18 protein-coding genes are annotated in these 17,685 nt (G+C 69.4%); 5 read left to right on the top strand and 13 right to left on the bottom strand.

Annotation, left to right across the window (positions count from 1 at the left end; genetic code table 11):
* Positions 1–40: 40 nt before the first annotated feature.
* From IF04_RS0113850 to IF04_RS0113840, 3 genes are read right to left on the bottom strand one after another with little or no spacing between them, the layout of a single operon-like run.
* On the bottom strand, positions 41–862 hold the full coding sequence (locus IF04_RS0113850; protein ID WP_030255693.1) for a carbohydrate ABC transporter permease: 822 nt from the start codon (positions 860–862) through the stop codon (positions 41–43).
* Positions 859–1,749, bottom strand: a complete 891-nt coding sequence (locus tag IF04_RS0113845; protein ID WP_030255691.1) for a carbohydrate ABC transporter permease — start codon at positions 1,747–1,749, stop codon at positions 859–861. Before IF04_RS0113845 ends, IF04_RS0113850 begins: the two co-directional genes overlap by 4 nt.
* 32 nt (positions 1,750–1,781) lie before the next feature.
* Positions 1,782–3,092, bottom strand: coding sequence for an ABC transporter substrate-binding protein (locus IF04_RS0113840; RefSeq protein WP_030255685.1), 1,311 nt, complete (start codon positions 3,090–3,092; stop codon positions 1,782–1,784).
* A gap of 140 nt (positions 3,093–3,232) precedes the next feature.
* Between IF04_RS0113840 and IF04_RS0113835 the strand changes: the two genes are divergently transcribed.
* Complete coding sequence (locus IF04_RS0113835; RefSeq protein WP_030255684.1) at positions 3,233–4,261, top strand: LacI family DNA-binding transcriptional regulator; 1,029 nt, start codon at positions 3,233–3,235, stop codon at positions 4,259–4,261.
* A 57-nt stretch (positions 4,262–4,318) separates the two neighbouring features.
* On the opposite strand, the gene IF04_RS0113830 is transcribed toward IF04_RS0113835, so the two are convergent.
* Together IF04_RS0113830 and IF04_RS0113825 are read right to left on the bottom strand one after the other, a co-directional pair.
* A complete protein-coding gene (locus tag IF04_RS0113830; protein WP_030255682.1) occupies positions 4,319–5,500 on the bottom strand; it encodes an acyl-CoA dehydrogenase family protein in 1,182 nt (393 codons plus the stop codon).
* A gap of 93 nt (positions 5,501–5,593) precedes the next feature.
* Positions 5,594–6,601 carry a LacI family DNA-binding transcriptional regulator gene (locus tag IF04_RS0113825; protein ID WP_030255681.1) on the bottom strand — a complete coding sequence of 336 codons (1,008 nt, stop codon included), beginning with the start codon at positions 6,599–6,601 and terminating at the stop codon, positions 5,594–5,596.
* 159 nt (positions 6,602–6,760) lie between these two features.
* Between IF04_RS0113825 and IF04_RS0113820 the strand changes: the two genes are divergently transcribed.
* Together IF04_RS0113820 and IF04_RS0113815 are read left to right on the top strand one after the other, a co-directional pair.
* Positions 6,761–7,633 (top strand): phytanoyl-CoA dioxygenase family protein, encoded by an 873-nt coding sequence (locus IF04_RS0113820; protein WP_245654392.1) that lies wholly within the window; start codon positions 6,761–6,763, stop codon positions 7,631–7,633.
* An 84-nt stretch (positions 7,634–7,717) separates the two neighbouring features.
* Positions 7,718–9,127 (top strand): sugar porter family MFS transporter, encoded by a 1,410-nt coding sequence (locus tag IF04_RS0113815; protein ID WP_051831221.1) that lies wholly within the window; start codon positions 7,718–7,720, stop codon positions 9,125–9,127.
* A gap of 51 nt (positions 9,128–9,178) precedes the next feature.
* Here IF04_RS0113815 and IF04_RS38690 read toward each other — a convergent pair whose 3' ends face one another.
* Entirely contained in the window at positions 9,179–9,361 is a 183-nt protein-coding gene (locus IF04_RS38690) for a hypothetical protein (RefSeq protein ID WP_030255673.1), read from the bottom strand.
* A gap of 181 nt (positions 9,362–9,542) precedes the next feature.
* On the opposite strand from IF04_RS38690, the gene IF04_RS39280 reads away from it, so the two are divergent.
* A complete protein-coding gene (locus IF04_RS39280; RefSeq protein ID WP_030255671.1) occupies positions 9,543–9,752 on the top strand; it encodes a hypothetical protein in 210 nt (69 codons plus the stop codon).
* Here IF04_RS39280 and IF04_RS0113800 read toward each other — a convergent pair.
* The 7 genes from IF04_RS0113800 to IF04_RS0113770 form a co-directional block, all read right to left on the bottom strand.
* A complete protein-coding gene (locus IF04_RS0113800) occupies positions 9,742–10,014 on the bottom strand; it encodes a hypothetical protein (RefSeq protein WP_030255667.1) in 273 nt (90 codons plus the stop codon). The two genes, IF04_RS39280 and IF04_RS0113800, sit on opposite strands and share 11 nt — an antisense overlap.
* 57 nt (positions 10,015–10,071) lie before the next feature.
* Positions 10,072–10,227, bottom strand: coding sequence for a hypothetical protein (locus IF04_RS39060; protein ID WP_169746130.1), 156 nt, complete (start codon positions 10,225–10,227; stop codon positions 10,072–10,074).
* An 81-nt stretch (positions 10,228–10,308) separates the two neighbouring features.
* Positions 10,309–10,866, bottom strand: coding sequence for a nitrobindin family protein (locus IF04_RS0113790; RefSeq protein ID WP_030255663.1), 558 nt, complete (start codon positions 10,864–10,866; stop codon positions 10,309–10,311).
* A 124-nt stretch (positions 10,867–10,990) separates the two neighbouring features.
* Positions 10,991–12,331, bottom strand: coding sequence for a gluconate:H+ symporter (locus IF04_RS0113785; RefSeq protein ID WP_030255660.1), 1,341 nt, complete (start codon positions 12,329–12,331; stop codon positions 10,991–10,993).
* A 108-nt stretch (positions 12,332–12,439) separates the two neighbouring features.
* Positions 12,440–13,786 carry a glucarate dehydratase gene (gene gudD / locus IF04_RS0113780; protein ID WP_030255658.1) on the bottom strand — a complete coding sequence of 449 codons (1,347 nt, stop codon included), beginning with the start codon at positions 13,784–13,786 and terminating at the stop codon, positions 12,440–12,442.
* Between the two features lie 99 nt (positions 13,787–13,885).
* Positions 13,886–14,806, bottom strand: a complete 921-nt coding sequence (kdgD, locus tag IF04_RS0113775; RefSeq protein WP_030255655.1) for a 5-dehydro-4-deoxyglucarate dehydratase — start codon at positions 14,804–14,806, stop codon at positions 13,886–13,888.
* Positions 14,807–15,085: 279 nt separating this feature from the next.
* Positions 15,086–15,961, bottom strand: a complete 876-nt coding sequence (locus IF04_RS0113770) for a LysR substrate-binding domain-containing protein (protein ID WP_030255652.1) — start codon at positions 15,959–15,961, stop codon at positions 15,086–15,088.
* Between the two features lie 132 nt (positions 15,962–16,093).
* Here IF04_RS0113770 and IF04_RS0113765 point away from each other — a divergent pair, with 132 nt between their 5' ends.
* The gene (locus IF04_RS0113765) at positions 16,094–17,266 is read left to right on the top strand and encodes an L-talarate/galactarate dehydratase (protein ID WP_106975592.1); all 1,173 of its coding nucleotides are present in this window, start codon (positions 16,094–16,096) and stop codon (positions 17,264–17,266) included.
* The last annotated feature ends 419 nt before the right edge of the window (positions 17,267–17,685 follow it).

The raw sequence follows: 17,685 nt of genomic DNA, 5'->3' as shown, positions 1-17,685 counted from the left end.
CCCCCTTCGGGCTGTTCGGTCTGTACGGACACGTGGCCGGTCACTTTCCTCCGACGCCCATCAGGCCCTGGACCAGGGCGCGGCGGGCGAACAGATAAACGAGCAGGATGGGGAGCATGGACAGGACGACCGCGGCGAGCATGCCCGGGATGTCGACCCCGTGTTCGGTCTGGAAGTCGTAGAGGCCCATGGTGATGACCTTGGTGCCGGCGGACTGCGTGAGCACCAGGGGGAAGAGGAATCCGTTCCATGCCTGCAGGGCGGAGAAGACGACGATCGTCGAGAGGCCGCTGCGGGAGAGCGGCAGGACGAGCTGGAAGAAGACCCGCCGGGGTGAGGCGCCGTCCACCGTCATCGCCTCGTACAGCTCCGGCGTGATGTCACGCATCACCCCGCTGAGGATCAGGGCGCACACCGGCATGGCGAAGGCCGCGGTCGGCAGGACGACACCGACGAGGTTGTCGTAGAGGCCGGCCTCGCTCATCACGTAGAACATGGGAACGATGACGGCCTGGGAGGGGATGGCGAGACCGAGCAGGAAGAGCCGGAAGACCGTGTTCGTCAGCCGGCTGCGGCTCCGCACGATGGCGTACGACAGCGGCGGCACGAGGAGCACGACGATGCCCACCACACATACGGTGACGATGGCCGTGTTGAGGAAGTACTGCCCGAACCCGCTGTTGAAGTCCTTGATGTAGTTGTCGAAGGTGAGGTTCTCCGGGAAGGACAGCGGTCCGTTCGCCGCGTAGTCGGCCCGCGACTGGAGCGTGGCGACGAGCATCACGTACAGCGGCAGGCCGACCAGGAAGAGCCAGATCAGCGAGCCGAAGCCGGCGAGGTAGTTGGGGCGGCGCTTGCTCACAGGCCCTCCATCGTGCTGCGCATCCTGTCGTAGCCCGAGAGGCGCACCACGATCAGCGAGATGACCGTGGCGACCAGGACGAGCAGCACGCCGATCGCCGAGGCCATCCCGTAGTCGAAGTTCTTGAACGCCTTTTGATACATGTAGTAGGCGCTGATCGTGGTGTCCGTTCCCGGGCCGCCCTGCGTGAGGATGAGGACGGTGTCGAAGGTCGTCAGGCCGCCCACCACCATCAGGATCATGGACGTGATGATGCTGTTGCGCAGCTGCGGCAGGGTGATGTGGAAGAACTGCCGGACCTTGCCCGCGCCGTCGATCTGCGCCGCCTGGTAGAGGACCTGGGGCACCGCGCGCGCCGCTCCCTGATGGATGAGCGTGTGCAGTGGTGTGAACTGCCAGGCGCTCACGAAGGCGAGGACGCCGATGGCGCTGCTCTGTGTACCGAAGAGGTTGCCGTTGCCGAAGAGCCACTCGGCGTGCGCCGGCACACCGAAGTTGGGGTCGAGGACGGCACGCCACAGTACGGACACGGCGGCCGCCGACAGCAGCAGCGGGACGAAGTAGATCGCCGAGAGGACGGCGCGGTTGCGCTGGTGGCCGGCGGCCCAGACGCCGAGCAGGATGCTCAGTGGGGTCTGTACGACGACGCCGAGCACGGTGAGCAGGACGCTCAGCCAGAGGCTCTTGAGCATGACGGGGTCGTCGAACAGCCGCTGCCAGTTGCCGAGTCCGGAGAACCGCGGGCCGCTCAGTCCGTTCCACTCGGCGAAGGAGAGCACGACGACCAGGACGAGCGGCAGCAACGCGAAGAGACCGAAGAAGACGGCGGCGGGTACCGCCCAGACGGAACCCGGGCGGCTGACGCCGGTACCGGAACGAGTGGTCATGAGAGGGGATCCAAGTCAGGTGGCCGGCGTGGTCAGGACGTGGGCAGGGCCTGCATGGCCTTGATGAAGCCGTCCTCGTCGAGCCCGCCGTTGAGGAACTGCTGCACGGCCTGGTGCATGCCGACCGTCGCCGTCTGCGGGTATGCCTGGTCCCACGACAGCTGGAAGGCGGGGGCCTTCTCGACCATCTTCAGCTGGGAACGGGCGAAGTCCGGGTCGGCGGCGGCGTCGAGATGCTTCTCGGTGTCCGTGGTGGTGGGTACGTTGCCGATGGCGAGCTGCGCCTTGATGAACTCGTCCGAGTACTGCAGCTTCAGGAACTCCGCGACCGCCTCGGGATGCTTCGTCTTCTTCAGTACGGAGTAGAAGTTGTTGGTGTTGCCGACGAGGTCGGCCGGATCGCCCTTGCCGCCGTCGACCGCCGGGAACGCACTGTGGCCGAGGTCGCGCTCGGCGAACTCCGGGTGGCTGTCCTGCTGGGTGGAGTACTCCCACGAGCCCATCAGCTCGAAGCCGGCCTTGCCGGTGGCCAGCAGGGTGGGCGAGCCCTGGTCGGTGAACTTCACCGAGTCGTAGTTGGTGCCGAACGCGCCGGCGTCCGCCAGCTCTCCGATCATGCCGAGGGCCTTTCTGCTGTCGGCGCTCGCCCAGACGTCCTTGTCCCCGGCCAGCGCCTTCTGGAGCAGCCCGGGCCCGGCCACCCGATCGTAGAGGTACGCGAACCACATGAGGGTGGGCCACTTGTCGCCGCCGCCCAGCGCGATCGGCGTGACACCCTTCGCCTTGAGCTTCTCTACCACTGCCAGCATGTCGTCCCAGGTCTTCGGCGGCTCGACACCGGCCTCCCTGAGCACCTTCTTGTTGTGGAACAGCAGCACGGGCTGGGTGCCGCGCATCGGGATTCCGTACGGCTTCCCGTCCACCTCCGCGCTCTCGAACACCGTGGGCAGGAACTTGTTCTTCAGGTCCGGGTCCTTGGCGATGAAGTCGTCGAGCGGCATGAGCAGCCCGGCGTCGACGAACGGCTTGATGCTGCCGCCGCCCCAGTTGAAGAAGACGTCGGGTGCCTGCTCGCTGTTGATGATGGTCTGCAGCTTGGCCTGGTAGTCGGCGCCCGGGATGGTGTCCAGGACCGCCTTCACCTCGGACGTCTTGTTGAAGGTGGCGATGATCCGCTTCTCCACCTTGTTCGCGCTGTCGCCGTAGACCAGGACGTGGATCCTGCCGTCGTCCCCGCCCGCGGAGTCCGGGCCGCCCCCTCCGCATGCCGACAGGGCGAGTACCAGGGTCAGAGCCGCACCGCCGACAGCGGTGTTCCGCAGAAACCGTGCGCGTTGCCTCATCGCCACACCTCTCGAAACTGTTTCGGCGTGATTACCGAAACTTCATGCGTCGGGACGCTAGGACTCTCCACTGAGGCGGGTCAACCCTTGGGGACCGAGTTACCAACTCGTGATGCTGCGCCCGGAGTTACCGGTGCTCTATGCTCCTCACCATGCGCGACGATCAGGAGTTGGGCCGTATCACCCTGGCCCAGGTGGCCAAGAAGGCCGGCGTTTCCCTCTCGACAGTTTCGAAAGTGCTCAACGGGCGGCAGGACGTCGCCGCACCGACCAGGCTCAAGGTGGAACGCCTGCTGGAGGCGCATGCCTACCGGCGCACGACGCGCTCGGCGCAGGAGGCGCCGCTCATCGAGCTCGTCTTCCACGAACTGGACAGCATCTGGGCGATGGAGCTGATCCGGGGCGTGGAGAACGTCGCCAAGGCCCACCAGGCCGGCGTCGTCCTCACCGAGAGCGGGACCCGGCAGGCCCCCGGCCCCGACTGGATCGAAGGGGTCCTGCAACGCCGGCCGCTCGGCGTGGTGCTCGTCTTCTCCGCCCTGCCGGCAGAGGTCAAGCAGCAGCTGCGCTCGCGCTCCATCCCCTTCGTCATCGTCGACCCGGCCGGCGACCCCGACCCCGACGTGCCCTCGGTGGGCTCGGCCAACTGGAGCGGCGGGCTCGCGGCGACGCGCCATCTCATCGAGTCCGGGCACCGCCGCATCGGCATCATCACCGGCCCCGACGACATGCTCTGCTCGCTGGCGCGCCTGGACGGCTACCGCTCGGCGATGAGCATGGCGGGCCTGGAGACCGACCCCGATCTCGTCCTGTACGGCGACTTCCACGTGGAGGGCGGTTACGAAGGAACGCGGAAACTGCTCGGACTCCCCCGGCCACCGACCGCGATCTTCGCGGGCAGCGATCTCCAGGCACTGGGCGCCCTGGAGGCTGCCCGCGTCAGCGGTCTGCGTGTCCCGCACGACCTGTCCGTGGTCGGCTACGACGACGTACCGGTCGCGCGCTGGTCCAGCCCGGCACTCACCACCGTGCACCAGCCACTGCGGCAGATGGCCGAGGAGGCGACCCAGATGCTGCTGCGCATGCGGGCGCAGGAACCCGTGACGACCAGGCTCGAACTGGCCACCAGCCTCGTCGTCAGGAAGAGCACGGCCCCGCCCCGCGACTGACTGCCGGTCGAGAACGCCTTACTGCGCGTTCCCGACCGGTACTCGCTGATCTGTTGATCACGGCGCCAGGTCGAGAAATTCCCAGCGCGCTTCGGGTTGTGCACCGCTGAGCCATTTCCCGCAGTTCTGCAGGACCGTCGGGCTCGAGGTGATGTGCTGGGTACCTGTGGCGAGATCACGCAGGAAGCGGTCGATCGGCCCGCGCCGGATCGCCGCCGTCCCCGCCCATCGGTGCACCGTCTGACCCACGTCCTGCACGGTCCACGTCGCATGGTTGAGCGCCAGCCTGAGCAGCGTGTCCTGCTTAGTACTCAGCAACTCTCCTGCGTCCAGAGTGGCTTCGATGCCTTGCCATACCTCCATCGCCCACGCCCGCGCCGAACGGAGCTTGGCTTCGGCGGTCGCGTACTCCGCGTGGAAATGCGCGGTGTCGACGGCGGCGTTGCGCGTGCCGGACTTGGCCGCGGCGACCGACTTCAGTTCATCGAGCAGGCGCCGCCCGGCACCGAGCGCCCAGCCGGTGTGCCCGATTGCGGCCATGTTGACCAGGCCTAGGCGGTAGACCGCGCCACCGTTGGCGGGGGTCGTCGTCGTGGCGAGATAGGTGTGCGTCGCCGGGACGTACACGTCGGCGCAGTGGTAGTCGATACTGTGCGTCGCACGCAGCCCGAGTACATCCCAGTTGTCGACGAGTTCCACCTGCGACTTCGGCATCGCCAGCACCCGCAGCTCCCCGGTGCCCTCGACCTGGATCGCACTGTGGATATGGGTGGCGTGCGCCATACCGGAGGCGAACTGCCAAGAGCCGCTCACCAGATAGCCACCCTCCACCGGGACGGCCCGGCCGGGCCGGGTGCCGTGCCCGGCCAACAACGCGTACTCCCCGCCCGCGACATCCGGGAACAAGTCGGCGGCCGCAACGCCGTCGAGATAGGCCGCAGTGGTGCCGGTCACCAACTGCAGCGCCAGCATCGTCCAACCGGCCGCGGCATCGTGGTAGCTGACCCGCTCGACCGTTTCGATCAGTTGGCGCGGGGAGAACTCGTAGCCGCCGAGGTTCCGCGGCAGTGCGGCCCGGACGACCCCGGCGTCCAGCAACGCCCGCGCGGTGTCCTCGGTGAGCCTGCCGAGTTCCTCGGCCGCGTCCGCACCCGCGTCAAGTGCCCCGCCGAGTACGTCGATTCGCTCGAGCATTGCGGGAAATTCCGGGCTGACATGTAATCCGGCCGAGACCGCCATGGATGGTCGCTCCTCGCTGTCAGTACCAGTACTGATTCAGCGTCACTTTAGCGAGGAGCCGTACCGTTCGGGCGCGTCGGTCGGTTCATGACGTCAGCCGGTGCTTTCGCGTGGGAGCAGTTGGTGGCGGGCGACCACTTGGCGGGAGGAGCGGTGGGTGAGGCGGCCGTAGATGCGATCGGCGAGGAGTTGCAGTGCGCTCTCCGCGATCTGTTGTTTGTCGGGCGCCACCGTGCTGAGGCTGGGTGTGCCGTACCGGCCGTCCTCGATGTCGTCGAAGCCGATGATCCGCAAGTCCTGCGGGACATCGAGGCCGCGTGACCGAGCGGCGCGCACGGCGCCGAGGGCCAGCTCGTCGGTGAAGCAGAAGACGGCATCCGGCGGCTGTGCCAGGTCCAGCAGGGCTTCCATCGCCCGGTGGCCCTCCGCCCGGTGCAGTGAGGCAACTGTCTGCTCGAGCTCGGACCGCGGGGGAAGGCCGGCGGTCTGCAGCGCCTGCCGGTACCCGTGGAGGCGCAGTTCGGCGGTGCGGTTGTGCAGGTGCGGCTGCAGGCCGAGCGCGGCGGGGCGGCGGGCACCCTGGGTCAGCAGGTGGCAGGTGGCCTCGCGTGCGGCGGTGACGTTGTCGATGGCGACGTGGTCGGCGGTGCCCTCGGGATCGATCTCGCCGAGCACCACGACCGGCATGGTGCTGACGTAGTTGCCGATGTCGGCGGGGGACAGCGCCCATGGACTGACGATCAGACCGTCCACGGCGTGTCCTTCCACGCCGGAGAGCAGTCGGCGTTCCCGGTCGGCCCGGCCTGCGGTCTGGTCGATGAGGACGGTCCAGCCACGTTCCTGGGCCGCCTCGATCAGGAGTCCGGCCAGTTCGCCGAAGTAGGGGGAGCCGACTTCCGGTATGGCGAGCCCGATCAGGCCGGTGCGTCCTTGCCGCAGGTTGCGGGCGGCGAGGTTGGGGCGGTAACCGGTCTGCTCGATGGCGGCCAGGACCCGCTGCCGGGTCGCCGGTGCCACGTGGGTGGCGTCGTTGACGACGTTGGAGACCGTGCGGACGGAGACCCCGGCGAGGGCGGCCACGTCTTTGAGTTTTGCTCCCATTCGTGCCTCCTCCAGCCCACCCGCGGTCGCGAGCGAGGTGATCATCTCACGTCCGCCGATGACTCGGAAAAAGTTTGCCGCCAGCTATTGCATCGTTGCATGCCACGTTGCAAAAGTAGCGCGCAGTCGCCTCTCACCGACGCGAGGAGCTGTATCTCGATGACGACTGAAACCATGCCCTCCCTGCCGCTGCCCGCCGCCTCCGCCTCGGCGCCGCCCACCGCTGTGGAAGTCGGAAACGCCGTACGCGACCTGTACACCGACGGCATCACCGCCCGCCGCTCAGCGTTCCAGCCGGAGTTTGCCGACCGGCTGCGCGAGGACATCGAGCGGGCCTTCGAGGAGGCGCGCGGCCGTCCCGGTGGCGCCGTGGGCCGCGGCCCCAACCGGTACTACGTCGAGATCCATCCCGAGCAGCTGCGCGACTTCGTCGAGCTGGTGGATCACCCCTGGGTCCGCTCGGTGTGTGAGGCCGTGCTCGGCCCCGACTACCGCATCGTGGAGCTGGGCTTCGATGTGCCCATGGAAGGCGCCGTCAACCAGCCGTGGCACCGGGACTTCCCCTCCCCGCCGGAAACCCGCGAGAATCACCGGCTGACCTCCCTCGCATTCAACGTCACAGCCGTCGACACGGCCGAGGACATGGGGCCCTTCGAGATCGCCCTGGGCACCCAGTGGGAGAGCGGCAGCGACTTCAAGCACGAAATGTTCCCGGACCGGGCCGACTACCCGCGCTACGAGGCCCGGGCGGTGCGCAAGTATCCGCGCCGTGGTGACATCTCCGCCCGCTCCGCGCTGACCATCCACCGCGGCACGACCAGCCACTCGGCCATCGCCCGACCGGTTCTCGTCCTCGGCGTGGATGCCCCCGGCGCCGGCAACGACGCCCACCACGACATGGCCGTCACCCGCGGTTACTGGTCGGCGCTGCCCGCCCGGGTCCGGGATCACCTGCAGGCCCGCGTCGTGGACGAACTGCGGCCGGTGGAGCAGCAGCACACCATCGAGGGGCTGGTCATGGGTGACGCCTGAGCTGTCGCGCCACTCCGCCGCCGCACCGGCCCGCACCCGCCGGCGCCCTGCCCCCGTTCCGACCGACTGATCAAGGAACTCTCCGTGACCGTGCTCGAACCGGCCGGCAACGCGGCCGACCGGCGTACCTCTCCGCCCGCCCGGCCGCCTGCGCTGCTCTATGCCGTGGCCGCGATCTCGGCTCTGGGCGGCCTGCTCTTCGGCTACGACACCGGCATCATCTCCAGCGCCCTGCTGGACCTCGGCCGCGACCTGCAGCTGTCCACCGGGGACCGGGAGGTGGTCGTCAGCGCCATCCTCGTCGGCGCCATGGCGGGCGCCCCCGTGTCCGGAGTGCTCAGTGCGCGCTGGGGCCGCCGCCCGGTGATCATCGCCGTGGCGGTTGTCTTCGCCCTCGGCGCGCTGGCCTCCGCCCTCGCCCCGACCGCCTTCACGCTCACCCTGGCGCGCCTTGTGCTCGGCCTCGCCGTCGGCGCCGCCTCCAACACGGTGCCGGTCTACATCGCCGAGACCGCGCCGCCGGCGGTGCGCGGCCGGCTGATGGTGCTCTTCCAGCTCATGGTCGCCATCGGCCAGCTCGTCTCCTACCTGGTCGGTTACGCACTGGCCGGCCCGAATGGCTGGCGCTGGATGTTCGGGCTGGCCGCTGTGCCCGCGGTGATCCTCGCCCTGGGCATGCTGCCGCTGCCGGAGAGCCCCCGATGGCTCGTCGGACGCGGAGCGGACAAGGCCGCCCACACCGTCCTGGCTCGCCTCCGCCCCCGCGCCCATGACGTCACTGCCGAGGTCGCCGACATCGCCGCCGTGTGCCGGGCCGAGAGCCGAGCCCCGCGCGGTCTGCGCGCCACGGCACGCGTCCTGCGCTCCTCCTGGCTGCGCCCCGCCCTCGTCATCGCCCTTGGCATCGCGGCGTTCTCGCAGCTCACCGGCATCAACGCCATGGTCTACTACGCTCCCACGCTGCTGGCCGACGCGGGCTTCGGCGGCTCCGTCGCGCTGCTCACCGGTATCGGTATCGGCGTCATGCTGGTCCTCGCCGGCATCACCGGCGCGCTGTGCGTGGACCGGGTCGGGCGCCGTCGGCTGCTGCTGTGGCTGATGCCCGCCTCCGGCGTGGCCATGGCCATCGTGGCTCTCGCCTTCCTGCTGCCCGCCTCGGATGTGCAGCGATGGATGGTTGTCCTGGCGCTGTTCGCTTACATCTTCCTCAACGGCGCCGGCATGCAGACCGTTGTGTGGCTGCTTGCCCCCGAAGTGCTGCCGCTGGCGGTCCGCGGGCCGGCAACCAGCCTGGCGACCACCACGGTATGGGGCTTCGACCTGCTCATCGCCGTCACCGCACTGACCGCCGTCCAGACATTCGGCCTGACGGCGACCCTGCTGGTGTACGCCGTGATGAACGGAATGTGCTGGGTGTTCGTGCTGCGCCGCGTGCCGGAGACTCGTGGCCGCACACTGGAGGACATCGAGCGCCAGTTGCGACGCTCCACCTGACGAGATCCCCGTTCGGCAATCGAGCCGGTCTCACCAACATGGCGTGGGATATCAGCCGCGTGCGGTGGTGCGTCGGTTGGCGGCCAGGATGCCGAGAGGCAGCAGGGCCATCAGGAGGAGGGCGAGGCCCGTTGCGGAGAGGCCCTTCAGGCCCAGCGCGGAGCCGAGGGCGGCACCGCCGAGCCAGGAGCCGACAGCAATGCCGACCTGGAAGGAGGAGGTGGCCAGTGCCATGGACAGCGCACGTCCGGGTCCGGCAATGCGGACCACCTCCCCACCAGGATCGGGTTGGTGGACATGCGGACGCCAATCCCGCCTGCGAGGAACTGGGCATCGGCTTCGTCCCCTTCAGCCCGCTCGCCAGGGCTTCCTCTCCGGCAAAGTCACCACGCAGGACACCTACACCGGAGACGACGTGCGCCGGGTCATCACCCGCTTCGAGGCGCACAACATCCGCGCCAACCAGCCCCTCCTCGGCCTGCTCACACGCTTCGCGCAGCAGAAGAGCGCCACCCCGGCACAGCCGGCCTACGACGGGCTGGTGCCCAAGGACGTCGCCCCGCGGTGGCGCCGCCGCGGCCCTGGCACGTTCCGCAATCGTGTGTGCCGACCGCTCAGCCGCTGAACGTCCACGACACCGAGTCGTCGGTGGCGACGAGGGTGCCGTACACGACCAGGTCGCAGAGTCCGAGTCCGAGCCCTGCCAGCGCGGGGAAGCGGCGGGCGGTGGAGCGGGACAGGGCGAGGCTCGCCAGGACGATGGCGGCCGGTCCCAGGATCAGGTTCATGACCAGCAATCCGATGAGGCCCATGACGAGCGAGGCGACGGCCATGCCGTCGGCGTCGCGCAGCCCGGTCCGCCTGCGGGCGGAAGCGGTGACCTCCATCATGAAGCGGTGACCTCCATCGTTCGCCTCCTTCGGGTCATTTTCGGCTCCTCCGGGTCATTGGTGCCGGTGGCGGACACGCTCGCGTACGGCGACCACGAGCAGGCAGCCGCCGATGACGACGGCGGCCGGCAACGTGGCGGAGGGCGGCGCGTGCGCCGAAGCGCCCATCAGACCTTCCGTCAGCAGGAGGCCGAGAAAGGGAAGAAGCATGCCGTGCCTCTCATCGCGGACTTCGATGTCGTGAGTACCGTTCGTGCTCTGTCGGCCCGCGGGTACCCATCCGTCTCGGTTTCACCGCACCACGGTTGTGGCCGCGCGTCGCAGCCGCGCCGAGAGATGGTGCTGCAGCGGCCGGCCGACCGCCGCCAGGTCGTGGACGAAGTCGAGGGTGTCCGCGTCGGTCAGGGTGTAGCGCCGGCGGGTGGCGTCGACCTCCTTGGCGGTGGGTGTGAGCGCCACCTGGTGGGTGGCGAGGTCGACCGTTCGGCCGTCCACCCGGCCCACCAGCATCTCCGCGATCCCGGTGGGCTGGGTGATCAGCGCCTCCACCCGCCCCTCGGGCTGCAGCCGCCACCAGCCGCTCTCCCGGGCCGCCGGCCGCAGCGGTGCGCCGTCGGCGTCCAGCAGCCAGGCCCGGGCCTCGTAAGCGAGGAAGGGCCGGCCGTCGTGGCTGAAGGTGACCTCCTGCGCGTACGTGAAGTCCTCGGCGAGCGTCGGATACTCACCGCTCCCCCGCCCGGCCCAGGTGCCCAACAGCCCGGCCACCGGGGCGAGCAGCGGGTGCGGCGCAGGGGTGCCGTCCGGGTCGAGGGCGTCGGGGTACGGAAGCTGCCGGGTGGGGTCGGACATGAGGAGTGCTCCTGGGTCGAGGCCGGTGCCGGGTGGCAGCCTAGGGGGTCGGCGGGCGGCAGACCGCGCTGATCTGCTGCGCCGCCGGCCGAAGCGGTGCGCGAGGAGCGTGGTGACCGGCGGTTTACTGCACCCCGAGCGCGCTGAGTGCTGCTTCCATGGCGAAGACGCCGCCGAGGCCCAGGACTGCGAGGACCGTTGTGTAGGTGGTGCGGGCCTTGATGGCGTCCAGGACCGAGAGGTTGAAGTACTCCTTGAACATCCAGAAGCCCGGGTCGTTGACATGGGAGAAGGCGATGGAGCCGCAGGACACCGCCAGGACCATCAGTTCCGGGTGGATGCCGCTGCCGGCGACGAGCGGGGCCGCGATGCCCGCCGCGGTGGTCACCGCGACCGTCGCCGAGCCGAGCGCGATGCGCAGGATGGCGGCGATCAGCCAGGACAGGAGGATCGGGGAGACGCTCCAGCCGTGCGTGAGCTCCTTGATGTAGTCGGCGATGCCGCCTTCGACCAGGACGTTCTTGAAGGCTCCGCCGGCGCCGATGACCAGCAGGATCATCGCCATGGCCTTGGCCGCGTCACCGCAGGAGGCCGCCACGTCACCCAGCGAGCGGCCGATGCGGGGGCCGAACGCCCAGGCCGCCAGTACCAGGGTGAGCAGCAGGGCGACCGGGGCCGAACCGAGGAAGGCGACCAGCTTCATTCCGGCGTGGTGTTCGCCGAGCACCATCTCGGCCACTGATGCACCCGCGATGAGCACCACCGGGAAGAGCGCGACCGAGAGGGACCAGCCCATGCCGGGCATTTCCTCTTCGGTGAACCGGCGGTCGCTGACGAGTCCGGTGGGGATGGACGGGTTCATCCGGCGGACGAAGGCCAGTCGGGGCCATACCAGCGCGATGAGCGCACCGGCCGGGACCGCGATGAACAGGCCGAAGAAGAGGGTCTTGCCGATGGAGGCGTCGAACATGGCCGCGACGGCGGTCGGGCCGGGGTGCGGGGGCAGGAAGCTGTGCATCGTGGACAGCGCGATCGACATCGGCAGACCGATCCACAGCAGGTTCTTGCCGGTCACCCGGACCAGCGTGAACGCCACCGGCACGATGATCACGAAGGCCACTTCGTAGAACATGGTGACGCCGATGAGCATGGCCGTGACCACCATGGCGACCTGGACCCAACGGTCGCCGAACCGGTCGGCCATCGTCGTCGCGATCCGCTGGGCCGCGCCGGAGTCGCCCATCACCCGGCCGACCATCGCGCCGAGCCCGATGACGAGCATGGTGTCGCCTATCTGGCCGCCGACGCCTTCACTGAGTACGTCGGGGATCTTCTCCAGGTCTATTCCCCGGATGACTGCCACGGCCACCGCGACCAGCAGCAGGGCGATGAACCCGTTGAGCTTGAGCCGGGTCATCAGGAAGAGCAGCGCCACCACGCTGAGCGCCACGACGAGCAGGGGCATATCACTTCTCCCTTGAAGTGATGCCGGGATGCGCGCCGCCGGAGCCGGTGTCCCGGCGGCCCGGCATCCCGGGTGGTGAGTGGAGGGGGGCGGTGCGCGTGCGGCGCGTCAGCGGACGAGCGCCGGCCGCTTCGGGTCGAACTCCCAGCCGGGCAGGAGGTACTGCATGCCCGCGGCGTCGTCGCGGCCACCGAGACCGAGGCTGAAGTAGAGTTCCTCGGCCGCCTCGACGCGTGCCATGTCCAGGTCGATGCCGAGGCCGGGGCGGTCGGGCAGTGCGATGGCACCGTCGCGGATGGCGAGCGGCTCGCGGGTCAGGTGTTGTCCGTCCTGCCAGATCCAGTGCGTGTCGATCGCCGTGATGTTCCCGGGCGCGGCGGCGGCGACGTGGGTGAACATCGCCAGCGACACATCGAAGTGGTTGTTGGAGTGCGAACCCCAGGTCAGTCCCCAGGCGTCGCAGAGCTGGGCCACGCGCACCGAGCCGTTCATGGTCCAGAAGTGCGGGTCGGCGAGCGGGATGTCGACGGCGTCGGCCTTGACCGCGTGCCCGAGCTGCCGCCAGTCCGTTGCGATCATGTTGGTCGCGGTGGGCAGACCGGTGGCGCGGCGGAATTCCGCCATCGTCTCGCGTCCGGAGTAGCCGCCCTCGCCGCCACAGGGGTCCTCGGCGTACGCCAGTACTTCGCGCAGGCCGCGTCCGATCCCGATGGCGTCCCGCAGCAGCCAGGCGCCGTTGGGGTCGAGGGTGATGCGTGCCTCGGGGAAGCGCTCGGCCAGGGCGGTGACGGCGGCGGCCTCGGAGGGCCCGTCCAGTACGCCGCCCTTGAGCTTGAAGTCCTGGAAGCCGTACCGCTCCTGGGCCGCCTCGGCGAGCCGGACAACGGCCTCGGGGGTGAGGGCCTCCTCGTCGCGCAGCCGCAGCCAGTCGTCCTTGGCGTCCGGGTCGCTGCGGTACGGGAGGTCGGTGCGCGTGCGGTCGCCGACGTAGAAGAGGTAGCCGAGGACGGGGACGCTGGTGCGCTGTACGCCTTCGCCGAGCAGTGCGGCGGTCGGCACACCGAGGTGCTGGCCGAGCAGGTCGAGCAGCGCCGACTCGACGGCGGTCACCGCGTGCACGGTGACGCGCAGGTCGAAGGTCTGGGCACCGCGGCCGCCCGCGTCGCGGTCGCCGAAGCGTTCGCGTATCGCCCGCAGCACGGCGTGCGGGTCACCGACGGACCGGCCGACGACCAGGTCGCGGGCCTCCTCCAGAGTGGTGCGGATGCCCTCTCCGCCGGGCACCTCGCCGACGCCGGTACGGCCCTCGGAGTCGGTGAGCAGCACCAGGTTGCGGGTGAAGTGGGGGGCGTGCGCGCCGCTGAGGTTCAGCAGCATGCTGTCCTGGCCGGCGACCGGGATGACGCGCATCGCGGAGACGAGGGGGGTGCCGGCAGGGGGTGTGGTGGTGGTCATGAAGCGGTGCCTTTCATGAGCGGGTGCGGCGGGCGGACCCGGCGGCGGGACACTGCGCGGAGGGAATGCCGGAAATGCCGGATGGGCGTCGGCGGTGGCTCAGCCGCCGAGCCCCTGGATCAGCTCGGTGAGCTGATCCATTTCTTCCGGCTCCAGGTCGGTCAGCGGCGGCCGGACCGGTCCTGCCGAGTGACCGGTGAGCTGCATGCCGGCCTTGACGATGCTCACCGCGTAGCCCGCCTTGCGGTCGCGGATCCGGGTGTACGGCAGGACGAAGTCGTCGAGCATGCGCAGTACGTCGGCGCGGCGGCGCGCGCGGACCGCGGTGTAGAAGTCGAGCGCGAACTCGGGCACGAAGTTGAAGAGGGCCGAGGAGTAGGTGGTGACGCCGAGTTCGAGGAGGGGCAGGGCGTAGGTCTCGGCCGTCGGCAGGCCGCCGATGTAGGTCAGGCGGTCGCCCATGCGGGCGTAGAGGCGGGTGAGGGGGTCGATGTCGCCGACGCCGTCCTTGAAGCCGATCAGGTTCGGGCAGCGCTCGGCGAGGCGGGCGACGGTGTCCGGGGCGTAGACGGCGTTGGCCCGGCTGTACACGATGACGCCGAGGCGGGTGGCCCGGCAGACAGCCTCGACGTGGGCGGCGAGACCGTCCTGTGAGGCCTCGGTGAGGTACGGCGGGAAGAGGAGCACGCCGTCGGCGCCGGCCCGCTCGGCCGCCTCGGCGTACTCGACCGCGGTCGCCGTGCCGTATCCGGCGGGGGCGATGATCGGTGTGCCCTCGGGCGCGCTGTCGACGGCGGCGGTGACGACGCGTTCCACCTCTGCCGGGGTGAGCGAGAAGAACTCACCGGTGCCGCCGGCCGCGAAGAGCCCCGCGACGTCGTACTTTCCGAGCCGGGTGATGTTCGTGCGGTACGCGTCCTCGTCGAACGAGAGGTCCTCGGGCCGGAAGTGTGTCACCGGGAAGGACAGCAGGCCGGAACCGAGGCGGCGGCCCAGTTCGGCAGGGGTGTGATCGGTCATGGCAGGAGGCTCCTGGGTTGCGCGGAGAGGTGCGGCTCACGCGGCTTCCCGGTTCCGGGCGTGGCCTGCCCACGACTTCCGGAACTTCCGGGCGGGCGGCGGACGATGGCCCGTGCCCCGGACGGAAGCCGCTTCGATTGCTGGCCGGAACGTTAAGAGCCTGTTGCGATGCGGGTCCAACACCATTTCGGCATGCTGTGATACCCGGGGCGCATCATTCGGAACGCCTGCTCGGACGGTGTTTCACAAGGTCGGGCGCCTAGGGGCCGGGCGCTTTGCTCACAGGTGCCGGAGCAGCGCGTGCAGGGCCGGGTTGTCGTTGGCCTTGCGCCATACCAGGTGCAGCTCGACGGGGGTGGGGTCGGGCAGGTCGAGGGGCCGGAAGGTGATGCCCGGGAAACGCATCTGGGCGGCCGCCTCGGGAACGAAGGCGATGCCCCAGCCCGCGTTGACCATCGCCAGGAGGCTGTGGACCTGGCTGAGGTACTGGGTGAAGCGTGGGGTGACCCGGGCGGCCCGGAAGATGCTGACCAGCAGTTCGTGGAAGTAGCGGGCCTCCACCGGGGAGTACATGAGGACGTCCTGCCCGTCGGACTCGCTGATGCGCAGCGGGCCGTCCTCCGCGCCGAGCGGATGGTCGCGGGGCACGGCGGCCAGCAGGGCTTCGCGGATGGCGGGGCGGGTCGCCAGGTCGGGGCCGGTGCCGGCGGGGCGGATCATGCCGAGGTCGAGCGAGCCCTCGGTGATCGCTTCGAGCTGGTCGCGGGTCACCTTCTCGCGCAGCACTATCTCCGTGCCGGGCATGGTGGAGCGCGCGACGTCGAGCAGTGTGCCGAGCGCGGAGTAGGCGCTGGCCGCGGTGAAGCCGATGGCGATCGCCCCGGCCTGCCCGGCGGAGACCTGCTTGGCGGAGAGAGTGGCCGCTTCCGCCTGGCGCAGGATGTTCCGGGCTTCGTTGAGGAAGGCCCGGCCGGCGGGGGTGAGGCGTACGGTGCGGTTGGTGCGGTCCAGTAGTTGCACGCCCAGTTCGTGCTCCAGCAGTTGTATCTGGCGGCTCAGCGGAGGCTGGGTCATGCGGAGGCGTTCGGCAGCCCTGGTGAAGTGCAGCTCCTCGGCCACCGCGACGAAGCTCACGAGCTGCACGAGTGTGAACACCGATACCCTCCAGGTATTGAATCATCCAAAAACAGAGTTGGACGTGGATCAATCGCCGACCTTAGCGTCAGGGAAAACCACGGCGAGCCGCCCCTCCCCGCCCCACGACCCCAGGGACACGAAGTGGTGACCATGACGCACACAGCCACCTCCGCAGCCGGCCGGCACGGCGAGGCGACGCTCGACACCATCGCCTGGATCGAACTCTCCTCGGTCACCCTGCCGCTGGCCACTCCCATCAGCGACGCCAAGGTGCTGACCGGGCGGCAGAAGCCGATGACCGAAGTGGCTCTCCTGTTCGTGGAGATCGAGACCGAGCAGGGGCACCGGGGCATCGGCTTCAGCTACTCCAAGCGCGCCGGCGGCCCGGCCCAGTACGCCCACGCCAAGGAGATCGCCGACGAGTTGATCGGCGAGGACCCGAGCGACATCGGCAAGCTGTGGACCAAGCTCGTGTGGGCCGGGGCGTCGGTGGGCCGCAGCGGTGTCGCCACGCAGGCCATCGCCGCCGTCGACGTCGCGCTGTGGGACCTGAAGGCGAAGCGGGCCGGACTGCCGCTGGCCAAGCTGCTGGGCTCCCACCGCGACTCGGTGCGCTGTTACAACACCTCCGGCGGCTTCCTGCACACCCCCACCGAGCAGGTCCTCGACAACGCCACCGCGTCCATGGCCAGCGGTATCGGCGGCATCAAGATCAAGGTCGGGCACCCGGACGGCAAGCAGGACCTGCGCCGCCTGACCGCCGTACGCGAGCACATCGGGGACGACGTACCGCTGATGGTCGACGCCAACCAGCAGTGGGACCGCCCCACCGCCCAGCGCATGGGGCGCGCCATGGAGGACTTCGGCCTGGTCTGGATCGAGGAGCCGCTGGACGCGTACGACACGCAGGGGCACGCCGCGCTCGCGGCCTCGCTGGACACTCCGGTCGCCACCGGCGAGATGCTGGCCAGTGTGGCCGAACACTACGAGCTGATCCGCCTGAACGCCACCGACGTCATCCAGCCCGACGCCCCGCGCATCGGCGGCATCACTCAGTTCCTCAAGCTCGCCGCGCTCGCCGAGCACCACCACCTTCAGCTGGCACCGCATTTCGCCATGGAGATCCACCTCCACCTCGCCGCCGCCTACCCCATCGAGCCGTGGGTGGAGCACTTCGACTGGCTGGAGCCGCTGTTCAACGAGCGCCTCACGATCAACGACGGACGGATGCACGTGCCCGCGCGCCCCGGTCTGGGCATCACACTCAGCGAGCAGGCCCGTGCCTGGACGCAGGCCACCCACGAGGCGGGCAAGCGCGCCTGATCCTTCCACCCGCGCCACTGACGCGCCGGCCGGCAGCGATGTGCCGGCCGGCGCGTCAGTCGTGCGGGCGGCACCGGTGAGTTCTAAAGACCAAGGTCAACCTCTTGACCCCGGTGGCCGCGGCCACTACTTTGCGACGGAAGCAGACCCACAACCACCCGAAGGAGGCGACCAGCAGATGTGCACCTGCTCTGATCTGGGCCGCCTCGCCCGCCGTACGGTCTGGGTTCCGGGTCGGGTCGCGCACGGCTGCTGAGCACGCCGTTCCCATGTGCCCGTTTGCGGCACATTTTGTGCCCGTTCGTGGCACATTCTCGGGTTTCCCCTTATCACTTTCCGGCATGCCGTTGTTGCGCGCCGATGTGTGCCCGCTTCTCTTACGTGGCGTGTCTGAACCTAGAAAGCTGCCTGAAATTGGC

It is taken from the genome of Streptomyces violens, from assembly GCF_000717745.1.
In the GTDB taxonomy this organism is placed as follows: domain Bacteria; phylum Actinomycetota; class Actinomycetes; order Streptomycetales; family Streptomycetaceae; genus Streptomyces; species Streptomyces violens.
Note: the sequence above shows the minus strand (reverse complement) of the source record. Positions and strands in the feature narration are given on the sequence as shown.